At 46.9% G+C, this 9,699-nt stretch carries 12 protein-coding genes; 2 read left to right on the plus strand and 10 right to left on the minus strand.

Annotated elements, in window-relative coordinates; genetic code table 11:
- The first annotated feature begins 87 nt into the window (after nt 1-87).
- On the plus strand, nt 88-657 hold the full coding sequence (nudE, locus tag IQP38_RS01855; RefSeq protein ID WP_042522602.1) for an ADP compounds hydrolase NudE: 570 nt from the start codon (nt 88-90) through the stop codon (nt 655-657).
- 43 nt (nt 658-700) lie between these two features.
- Entirely contained in the window at nt 701-1,528 is an 828-nt protein-coding gene (cysQ, locus tag IQP38_RS01860; protein WP_152812959.1) for a 3'(2'),5'-bisphosphate nucleotidase CysQ, read from the plus strand.
- Nucleotides 1,529-1,820: 292 nt separating this feature from the next.
- Here the strand turns inward: cysQ and IQP38_RS01865 are convergent, their stop codons facing one another.
- From IQP38_RS01865 to IQP38_RS01910, 10 genes are all read right to left on the minus strand, one after another.
- Nucleotides 1,821-2,582 carry a type II secretion system protein N gene (locus IQP38_RS01865; RefSeq protein WP_171344448.1) on the minus strand — a complete coding sequence of 254 codons (762 nt, stop codon included), beginning with the start codon at nt 2,580-2,582 and terminating at the stop codon, nt 1,821-1,823.
- Nucleotide 2,583: 1 nt separating this feature from the next.
- Entirely contained in the window at nt 2,584-3,075 is a 492-nt protein-coding gene (locus IQP38_RS01870; RefSeq protein ID WP_005383002.1) for a type II secretion system protein M, read from the minus strand.
- A gap of 7 nt (nt 3,076-3,082) precedes the next feature.
- Nucleotides 3,083-4,285, minus strand: a complete 1,203-nt coding sequence (gene gspL, locus IQP38_RS01875) for a type II secretion system protein GspL (RefSeq protein ID WP_033905912.1) — start codon at nt 4,283-4,285, stop codon at nt 3,083-3,085.
- The gene (gene gspK / locus IQP38_RS01880) at nt 4,254-5,264 is read right to left on the minus strand and encodes a type II secretion system minor pseudopilin GspK (RefSeq protein WP_005379302.1); all 1,011 of its coding nucleotides are present in this window, start codon (nt 5,262-5,264) and stop codon (nt 4,254-4,256) included. The genes gspL and gspK overlap by 32 nt, the downstream gene beginning before the upstream one ends.
- On the minus strand, nt 5,257-5,934 hold the full coding sequence (gspJ, locus tag IQP38_RS01885) for a type II secretion system minor pseudopilin GspJ (RefSeq protein WP_193837239.1): 678 nt from the start codon (nt 5,932-5,934) through the stop codon (nt 5,257-5,259). The genes gspK and gspJ overlap by 8 nt, the downstream gene beginning before the upstream one ends.
- Nucleotides 5,921-6,310 carry a type II secretion system minor pseudopilin GspI gene (gspI, locus tag IQP38_RS01890; RefSeq protein WP_193837240.1) on the minus strand — a complete coding sequence of 130 codons (390 nt, stop codon included), beginning with the start codon at nt 6,308-6,310 and terminating at the stop codon, nt 5,921-5,923. Before gspI ends, gspJ begins: the two co-directional genes overlap by 14 nt.
- The gene (locus tag IQP38_RS01895; RefSeq protein WP_193837241.1) at nt 6,297-6,896 is read right to left on the minus strand and encodes a prepilin-type N-terminal cleavage/methylation domain-containing protein; all 600 of its coding nucleotides are present in this window, start codon (nt 6,894-6,896) and stop codon (nt 6,297-6,299) included. Before IQP38_RS01895 ends, gspI begins: the two co-directional genes overlap by 14 nt.
- Before the next feature lie 29 nt (nt 6,897-6,925).
- The gene (gene gspG / locus IQP38_RS01900) at nt 6,926-7,369 is read right to left on the minus strand and encodes a type II secretion system major pseudopilin GspG (RefSeq protein ID WP_005379298.1); all 444 of its coding nucleotides are present in this window, start codon (nt 7,367-7,369) and stop codon (nt 6,926-6,928) included.
- Between the two features lie 59 nt (nt 7,370-7,428).
- Nucleotides 7,429-8,646, minus strand: coding sequence for a type II secretion system inner membrane protein GspF (gene gspF, locus IQP38_RS01905; protein ID WP_193837242.1), 1,218 nt, complete (start codon nt 8,644-8,646; stop codon nt 7,429-7,431).
- A partial coding sequence (locus IQP38_RS01910) for a GspE/PulE family protein (RefSeq protein ID WP_228009954.1) occupies nt 8,646-9,699 on the minus strand: 1,054 nt, incomplete at its 5' end. The genes IQP38_RS01910 and gspF, both read right to left, overlap by 1 nt.

Consider the following 9,699-nt stretch of genomic DNA (forward strand, 5'->3'; position numbering starts at 1 on the left):
AAATCCGCTAGAAACTCAGGCGGAGTTCTCATATATTAAGAATCTTACGCATCTCGTAAACGCCAACGACACCAAGGAGCCAGCGTCATGCCGAAACGAACCCCACCAGAGATACTCTCATGCCAGACGGTTGCAAAATCCAAACTGTTTGCTGTGGAAGCGCTCGACCTTCGTTTTTCCAATGGTGAGCATCGTACTTATGAGCGTATGAAGCCAAGTGGACGAGATGCTGTAATGGTGGTTCCTGTAACAGAACATGGCGATTTATTACTGGTGCGTGAATACGCCGCTGGAACTGAACGTTACGAGCTAGGTTTCCCAAAAGGGCTGATTGACCCAGGAGAAACACCACACCAAGCTGCAGATCGTGAGTTAAAAGAAGAAATCGGCTTTGGCTGCAATCAGTTAACCCCGTTGAAACAAGTTATCCTCGCGCCATCTTACTTTTCGAGCAAAATGACTCTATTTTTAGGACAGGCGCTTTATCCAGAGAAGCAAGAAGGCGATGAGCCTGAACCACTGGAAATTGTGCGTTGGCCACTTGCGCAAGCCGAAGAGTTATTAACTCACATGGATTTCTGTGAAGCACGAAGCATCACAGCGCTAATGTTGGCACTGAAACACTTACCAAACACCACTCACAAGCATAACCAATAACGGTCATAGAACCGAATAACACTGTGAGTAAGGACTATCACTTATGCCAATGACAAAAGATCTATCTCACCTACTTCCTCAAGTCATCGAGATTGCCCGCAGTGCTGGGCAAATGATCCTCGAAATATATGAAAAGAAGCAATACGAGGCCTACATCAAAAGTGACGAAACTCCCGTAACAAGTGCAGATATTGCAGCTCACAAGTTCATCACTGAACGCTTGAGTGATCTGACGCCTGACATTCCCGTGTTGTCAGAAGAAGACGCAGACATAAGCTTAGAGCAACGCGCTCAGTGGGAACGTTATTGGTTAGTCGACCCTCTTGATGGTACTCAAGAATTCATCGCTCGCAGTGGTGACTTTGCCACTATTATTGCGTTGGTCGACAACAATCGACCAACCATGGGCGTCGTTTACGGTCCTGTATCTGGCGTGACTTACTACGCTTATAATGGCAAAGGCGCCTGGAAAATTCCCGACATGTCGGACAGCGTCAAAATCCATACACACAAACACGAACAGCCAGAGCAAAGCATCGCAATTGCTATTAGTCGTCGCCAAGACATCAATCGTATTACTAACCGTATGAGCAGCGCCTGGAATTACGACTTAATACCGCTCGGTTCTGCAGCATTGAAAGCATGCCTCGTCGCGGAAGGGGCGGTAGATTGCTATCTCCGACTAGGTCCAACAGGTGAGTGGGACACCGCTGCGACACAATGCATTGTTGAAGAAGCTGGCGGACGTATTCTCAGCACGCAATTAGAACCGCTGTCATATAACGAGCGGGAAACACTAGAAAACCCGAACTTTATTGTTCTTGGTGATGCGGATTTACCTTGGAATGAGATTTTACAACGCAAAGATTAAGCGCCCTATCGGTAAAATTTAGAGCACAAAATTCTAGCAATAGAAAGGCCACGAATATCTTCGTGGCCTTTTCTTTTTGACCTTCTGTACAGCACTTGGAGTATTTGGCCTACTATGTTCCAATTGCCTGTAAAGCTGAACGAAAGAAAACAAATCAATTAAAAATCATGGTTTTAAATTTCCATTCATTCCCAATGTACAGCGAATAGAGGTTTTAGCTTACGATGATCCAAAAGCAAAAAGAGCTGCACAATAGCAGCTCTTTTAAGATATTGGATTTTGTCACGATAGGTTAGAAGCGCCCTTGGTAATTAAACTCATATTGACCTTGAGCATTCGGCTTACCCAACCATTTCAGTTGCTCCCCCATGCTGGATGGGAACTCTGCACCAGGTTTGAACCACGCTTTGGTTGAGTACCGTTGATTAGGCATCAGTTCAGCGGAAAACGCCGCAGAGACTTGTTTGCTGCTCTGCTCACCAGTTGCCGTCAATACACTATCCTGACAGTTTATATCGGCAATCACAGGACCGAGATCTAAGCTGCCAACGGGGCTTTGAATACCACTGGCATTCCATACTAAAGTGCCTTCACCGTCCTTACACCAAGGCGCAGCATAAGTCGCATGACGAATATTCAGCTCAAGCTGCCCATCAACACCAACAGGCACAGGGAGGCGTGCTTGCTCAACAACTTTTACCGCCGGAATCGAGGCAACTAAGTTTTTGGCATAAGGGCCATCACTTAAGCTATAGCCGACAAAACCGCGCCCACGGACGTCCATTTCACTACCACGACCAAAGCGCACAGCAAACTCAGCTTTACCTGTCAGTAGACTCGACCATTGGAAATCCCAATTAACTTCTCCAAGGTTCTGGCGCTGCCAACGAATACTAGAAGCTTGACCTTGCCATACCGAACCGTTGGCTCCTTGAATGTCCAGGCCTCTCACTGTTGGTGCTTGTTGTAACACCCAAGAGACTGGTAATCCCATTAAAAGACTGACTGAAAAAAAGACGATAAAGATAACAACGTAAAGTACTGCTCGCTTCACCTTAACCTCGCTTAAACTGAAGGCGGTTTACATCGATCATGCCCGCTTGCTCTGTTCGGTCGATATCTAAAAATTCGACTTCAATACCCTGTTGCTCTTTCAAGTAACGTAACCAATCCACTAGTTGATTAAACGCGAGTGGTTTGATCCACACTTGAACGCTCTCATTACGAGGTTGTACTCGAATCAACTCAACTTTATAACGACGAGCTGAAGAAGAAACCAACTGATTCAACGGTTGACTAGAGTAGCTCACACCGCTGCTTTTTCGCAGTGCAGTGATGCCATCCGCTTTATCTTGTACCCAAGCTAGCAACTGCTTTTCACTTTGAATACGTGACTGAGCTAGCTCCGCACGTTGACTCATTGGCTGTAATAAACCCCAATAAATAATACCGATAACGGCAATAGCGCCACATCCCATGACCAAACGCTGCTCACGCTGCGAGATGCTGCTCCACCAAACCTGAGCTTGAGAAATTAAATTTTTCATCATCACCTCACAAACGCTTCAAAACAAAGCTGCCAACCACAACGTTATCGCTACGGTTCAACTGACCTTGCTCAACATTAAACTTCTCTGCCAATTTCACACGAGCCTGCTCAAAAGGTTGGAAGTCTGAACTACGAGCCTGAATACGTACTTCGCCACGTTGTCCGTCGTATTTAAAGCTAGTGATCTCCAAGTCACTGACCTGACCAAGCGTCGCGGGTAATGCCGCCAACCATGACAACATTGCCTGCTGACCACTTCCACCAGATAAGCGGCGCTCTTCATCATCCATTTGTCGTTTGAGGTAACTAACGGTAGGAATGCGTCGTTTATTTGGGAACACCTGGCGGAAAATACGCTCACTCTCCTCACGATACGCTTGAGCTTGTGCTTCGTACTTATGGACCACGAGCAACTGCTGCGCAACCATAACGACGATAAGCACCCCCGCAGCAATGGTGGCTTTTTGCCAGAGCTTCCAGTATTTACCCCAAGAAGATTTCGGCTTGAAGCTCCCAGTCAGCAAATTGACTTTGCTTTCTGTCACCCCCTTCGCCAGTAAAGCCATCGTCATTTCTTCTGGTTGCGGATCCCATATTTCAGGTAACGCAGATTCCGGGACCGAGCTAAAGCAATCGAGCTTCCAACCTTCATGATTTTGTAGATAAGAAGAGAGGTAAAGGTCTAACCAAGAAGCGTCGACAACCGCGCCCTCTGTCGCAGAGTGACGAATTAGCCATTGCTCGCCAATCATTGCAGCACTGCTGTGATCTCCACGAACCGGTAACGCAAGCACATCGGGTAAAATGCGTTTAATGGCGATACCTTGGCTTGAGAAACGTTGCAGTACAGTCTGAATCCAAGCACGTTCAACTGCGCAAATCTGCGCTTTATCCGCTTGTTTACCCAACACGCTAAAGTGCAGGCCATCAACGTCCTGAGCAACTTCGTCTTCCACTAAGTACGGTAACATAGCCTCGAATTGGCGTGTTGCACCAGGTGGTATATCCACTTGCGTCAGGACTACATCATTACTCGCCAACAGCGCCACAACTTGGCGCTGACCAGCATATGAGACCAATTCATCTAAGTGTTCCCACCCGGCGATTTCACCGCTAGCAATCACTTCCTGTTGATCTGTCGACCACACCACCCAAGGAATGGTACTTTGTTGTTCGCTACTCAGCCGAACGGTCAGAAACTCGCTCACTGATCCCTCCAAAACGACGGCGAACTACGGTCACCGTTTCTCTATTTGTACTTTGCAAAAGGCTTCGGATACGTACACGTGATTCATCCACCAACACTTGTGCATCCAATTCAAAAAAGGCGCTATCTACACCCAAATAGCCTTTGGCGTTTTTCTTTACATCTTCACTTAAGCCAGCCATTTCTGACTCTGCTAAAAATTCATCAATGCTATCCCACCCATCAAATGGGCGTTTTTCAATTAGCTGAATCGCATCACTACTGCTTAAGTTTGGTGAGAACATTGCCACCAAAATCGGAGCTTGCTCAACATCAATCGTATTCACGTTTAAACGCCAGTCATCACTTGGCAATGCACAGACCAACGGCTCCAATTTTTGGAAAATTTCACCACTCACCTGATAGACAGCCCGTAACTCGGAAGCATCTGCCATCCAACCATTTGATGCCAAATAGGAAGGTTTCATCGCTTCATATGTGCTGTCTTCAACCCCAGTAGTCGAACGGACAGAGTCATCAGCATCAATGTATTCCCAAGTAGAGTCTGCAATGATTTCTGCTTGATATGGCTCGACATCCAACTCTTCTAATAGGCGCTGCAATACATTCACTAAATATGGTCTTGTAATTTGCTGACCCGTTGGTTGCACACGACTCAATACATTTAGATTAAAGCACGCTTGCTTGTCTCTAATTCGTCCCGCCGCTTGACCATAATCTAACGGATAGACTTGCTCTTTTATCGCCCACGGTTGACTCATATTAATCGTGTCGGTGTCTTTATAACTTTGCTCGATACCCACTTTTGCTAGCGCCTCGACGCCAAGGCTGTACCAATACGCTTGCTGGTAATTGATTTGATTAGCGCCTCGCTGAAACTGCAAGAACAAACGTTCTGACATACTGGCAGCAACCGTCGCCATAATCGCCAGCAACATCAACACTATAATCAAAGCAACACCGCGCTGACGGTTAACCATTATTGCTGTCTCCTGAACTTTCCTCTTTCTGACTCAATGTGCCATCAGGAGTGAGATAAGTACGGGTAATTTCTCCATAGTCTTTGAGAGTTAGAACAACAGAAACCGCTTTCGGCAGCGCTTTTTCTTCAGCCCACTCTTTTTTCCATTGCTTACCATCATAGAAACGCATATCAAATGACTCGACCTGCGTTAGCAATGGAGTAACAGTACCTTGTTGCCCAACCGGCGTATCAGGATAGCGCCACCATACTCGCTGCAGTGTTTCTTCTTTTAAGCGATAGCCAACCTTGGTTACTTCTCCACGAGGGAACTGCTGCTGAGGATTGTGCCAACCTAAACGGGCAAACATCAGCCCTTTGGTATCGGAGTCCAACAAGTAATCGGACCAAAAAATTAGCCGGCTAGCAGGCTCTTCACCATTAGTACGCGTTTGACGCATCGCCATTTGACGAAAATCGTTATCCATCATAACCATGGCACGCTGAATTTCGTTTAAGCGTTGGGTTCGTTCTTGTGATAGCGCATTGCTACGCTGTACTTGCGATACCACTTGGTACGCAGCGACACTTAAACTGGCAAAGATGGCAATCGATACCAACACTTCAATAAGTGTAAAACCTTTCACCCTTTGGCGCGTGTTTGCGCGGAGATGATTATTGCGCCACATAGCTTCGTACCGTTACTACAGGGCTCGCGCTTTTCTCTACCGAGACGCTCACATCAAATGCTTTCAGCAATGGCTGCGTCGTGGCGACTGGCGTGACTTTCCAGAACCAAGTGCGTCCTGCCAGCTCTTCTGTGCCGTTTTTCGCTTTGAGTTCTCCGGTATTCAACATCACATTTGCCATCTGATTATCCACAACCATGGCTGCAAACATTTTTTCTTCTAAATAACTGATTGTATTAATATGCTGGCTCACGGAGCGAATGACACTGATGGCAGCGGTAGCGAAAATTGCCAGTGCGACCAATACTTCCAGTAAGGTCATGCCTCTCGTCCGGCGATGACTCAAATTTAGGCGAGCTTGCTTAAAATTGCGCATTCTCATCCTCTTTCACTTCTTCGCCCGGAGCTAATAACAAAATTTGTCCACTTTCTTTGCCAATGACTCGCCAACCGTCATTAAAGGCATCACCATTTTGCGGAAAAAAAGACAGGGTGAATGGCGTGACTTCAGCGCTGGAAAAGATAAACACTTGCGGTGGCTCAATTTTCTTTTCGTCCTCTTCTTCTGCGAACATGCCTTCATCAAAAAGAGAACCTGGTTTGAATAAGCGCTCATCGTTATCCCAAGCACCACCGCCGAGTTCGAGTTGTAGCGTAATATCTTCTTCTAGCTTGGTTTTGCTCGGAATCTGCTTTAATTTCAGGGGCTGCCAACCTTCTGAGGTTAAACTCAGTAGAGCGTAGGTCGATTTGGCATCATCCACTCGAACGCCAAAATCTTTACCGCTCAGCACCGCTTCTTCATTGAGCAGCTGTAAACGCTGAAAAAAGCTTTGAGCATACTGCTTGGAAAGATCTTTTTGGCTAGTCGGTAACGTCGAGAGCACGGCCACAGCCGTAAGAGATAGCAAAACCAGCACCAATAGAATTTCTATCAATGTAAAACCGTTATGTTTTCGCATTTGTTTCATTAGTGCTGGCTTAGGCTCAATTATTGGAAATCTTGCATGTTCCAGTTGCCAATATCTGCAGCTGGACCTTCTCCACCCTCTTGGCCATCTGCGCCTAGAGTGAAGATATCGATTGTACCGTTATCACCTGGGCTTAAGTATTGGTACTGGTTGCCCCAAGGGTCATTAGGAAGACGTTTGATGTAACCACCATCACGGTAGTTGCGTGGCTCTGGGTTAGATGGCTTGCTAACCAATGCTTCTAGACCTTGGTCCGTTGTTGGGTAAACGCTGTTATCCAACTTGTACATATCTAGGGCATTTTCCAGCGCTACGATGTCCGTAATCGCTTTTTGTTGGTCAGCCTTCTCTTTGTTACCCAATAGGTTTGGAACAACGAAACTTGCCAAAATACCAAGGATAACGACAACAACCATCACTTCTAAAAGTGTAAAACCCTGTTGTTTACTACGCTTAAACTTCATTTTTTTCTCCGAAAGTTAGATTAAAGCCATGCCGTTAGTAGACACGTCTTAATTCGAAATTATCCGCTCATCAAGTTATTCATTTCTAGCATTGGCATCAAGGTCGCCATCACAATGAACAACACTAATCCAGCCATTAATGCAATCAGCGCAGGAGTAAACACACCCAGAGCAATATTGACTGTTGATTCAAAGTTTTGATCTTGGTTATCGGCTGCCCGCGTCAACATGCTCTCTAATTCACCACTTTGCTCACCACTGGCGATCATGTGTAGCATCATTGGTGGAAACAAGCGAGTTTGGTCCAACGCCTTACGCAAACTAGCACCCTCTCGGACGTTATCCGCTGCAAGCAAGACTTGCTGCTTCACATAACGGTTAGACATAACATCTACCGCAACGCGCATACCCTCGAGAATTGGAATCGCACTGGAAGTACAGACCGAAAGTGTTCGTGCGAATCGTGCGGTATTCAAACCTCGAGAGATCTTACCTATTAGCGGTAAGCTCAAGATTTTTCTGTCCCAAGCTAAGCGAAAGTCTGGCTTTTGCAACGCCAGTTTGAGGCCATAGAAAAGCGCCACCAGCACAACGAAAATAATCAGCCCCCAATCTTGCACAAACTCACTGGCTGCCAGTAAAAATTGCGTCGATTGAGGTAACTCTTGGCCCATCTGAATGATGGGTTCAATGATTTTAGGAACCACTGTCGCCAATAAGAACGAAACGATGACAACCGCGAATACCACCAAAACTACAGGATAAATCATGGCTTGAAGCAATTTAGATCGCATCTTTTGGCGGTTTTCGACATAGTCTGCCAAACGCTCTAATACGGTATCGAGGTGACCTGATTTTTCGCCCGCCGCAACCATAGAGCGGTACAGTTCATCAAACACGTGTGGGTAATCAGCAAAACTGTCGGCGAGCGGATAACCCTCGGTTACTTTCGAGCGAACCGCAGCCAGCATAGAACGAATTTTCGGCTTTTCAGCCTGCTCAGAGACCGCGCGCAAACATTCTTCCAGAGGCATGCCTGATTGGACTAACGTGGACAATTGACGTGTGATTAGTGCCAGCTCAGATGTTGAGATGCCGCGCTTAAAGCTGACTGAGCCTGAAGACTTAGCCGATTTAGCTTTCGTCTCAACCACTTCAATCGGGATCATCCCTTGCTCTTTGAGTCGCTGGCGCACTTGTCGGGCGTTGTCCCCTTCTATCGTGCCTTTTTTATGCTTGCCTTTTGCATCTAGCGCTTTGTACTCAAATGCCGCCATTAGGTTTCCTTCGTCACTCGCATCACTTCTTCAAGTGACGTAATACCACGACGTACTTTGCTTAAACCATCACTGCGAATACTTGGCGTATGGGCGCGAACGGCTCTCTCAATTTCTTGTTCACCAGACTCTCGATGAATCAACTCTTGCACTTGCTCATCAACCATAATGAGCTCGTGGATACCTGTTCGACCTCGGTAGCCTTTTTGGTTACACGCTTCACAGCCTTTTGCTCGGTGCAGTTCTAACGGTTCATGCGCTTCCATACCAAACAGTTTTTTCTGTTCCGCATCGGCTTCATACGGCTCTTTACAGCTTGGACAAAGCGTTCGAACTAAGCGCTGCGCTAGCACCCCTAATAACGAAGAAGAAATAAGGAATGGCTCAATACCCATATCACGTAGACGCGTAATCGCACCCACTGCGGTGTTGGTGTGGAGAGTAGACATTACCAAGTGACCCGTTAAGGACGCTTGCACTGCAATTTGTGCGGTTTCTAAGTCACGGATCTCACCGACCATCACCACATCCGGGTCCTGACGCAGAATGGCACGCAAGCCACGCGCAAAAGTCATGTCGACCTTTGGGTTCACCTGAGTTTGACCGATGCCATCAATATCAAACTCGATCGGGTCTTCAACCGTTAAAATGTTGCGTTCGTTGCTATTGATCTCTTGCAAGCCAGCGTACAAGGTGGTTGATTTACCAGAACCTGTCGGGCCCGTCACCAAGATGATACCGTGAGGGCGGCCAATCAAGTGACGGAAGTTGTCATGCACTGAAGGGGTCATGCCCAAACTATGTAAATCAAGACGAGTCGCGTTTTTATCCAACAAACGCATTACCACGCGCTCACCATGTGAGGACGGCATCGTAGATACACGCACGTCCACCGCACGACCACCGATACGCAACGAAATACGGCCATCTTGAGGCACACGCTTTTCTGCGATATCTAGTTTAGCCATAACCTTCACACGAGAAACTAGCAAAGGCGCTAGCTTACGACTTGGGGTCAGAACTTCACGCAATACGCCATCGACACGGAAACGA

The sequence above is a fragment of the Vibrio sp. OPT41 genome, assembly GCF_015163595.1.
Classification (GTDB): domain Bacteria; phylum Pseudomonadota; class Gammaproteobacteria; order Enterobacterales; family Vibrionaceae; genus Vibrio; species Vibrio alginolyticus.

What these genes read in the sequence shown, in the direction of transcription:
- nudE (WP_042522602.1), top strand. Translation starts at nt 88, where the DNA reads ATGCCGAAACGAACCCCACCAGAGATACTCTCATGCCAGACGGTTGCA.
- cysQ (WP_152812959.1), top strand. Translation starts at nt 701, where the DNA reads ATGCCAATGACAAAAGATCTATCTCACCTACTTCCTCAAGTCATCGAG.
- IQP38_RS01870 (WP_005383002.1), bottom strand. Translation starts at nt 3,075, where the DNA reads ATGAAAAATTTAATTTCTCAAGCTCAGGTTTGGTGGAGCAGCATCTCG.
- gspK (WP_005379302.1), bottom strand. Translation starts at nt 5,264, where the DNA reads ATGGTTAACCGTCAGCGCGGTGTTGCTTTGATTATAGTGTTGATGTTG.
- gspJ (WP_193837239.1), bottom strand. Translation starts at nt 5,934, where the DNA reads ATGTGGCGCAATAATCATCTCCGCGCAAACACGCGCCAAAGGGTGAAA.
- gspI (WP_193837240.1), bottom strand. Translation starts at nt 6,310, where the DNA reads ATGCGCAATTTTAAGCAAGCTCGCCTAAATTTGAGTCATCGCCGGACG.
- IQP38_RS01895 (WP_193837241.1), bottom strand. Translation starts at nt 6,896, where the DNA reads ATGCGAAAACATAACGGTTTTACATTGATAGAAATTCTATTGGTGCTG.
- gspG (WP_005379298.1), bottom strand. Translation starts at nt 7,369, where the DNA reads ATGAAGTTTAAGCGTAGTAAACAACAGGGTTTTACACTTTTAGAAGTG.
- gspF (WP_193837242.1), bottom strand. Translation starts at nt 8,646, where the DNA reads ATGGCGGCATTTGAGTACAAAGCGCTAGATGCAAAAGGCAAGCATAAA.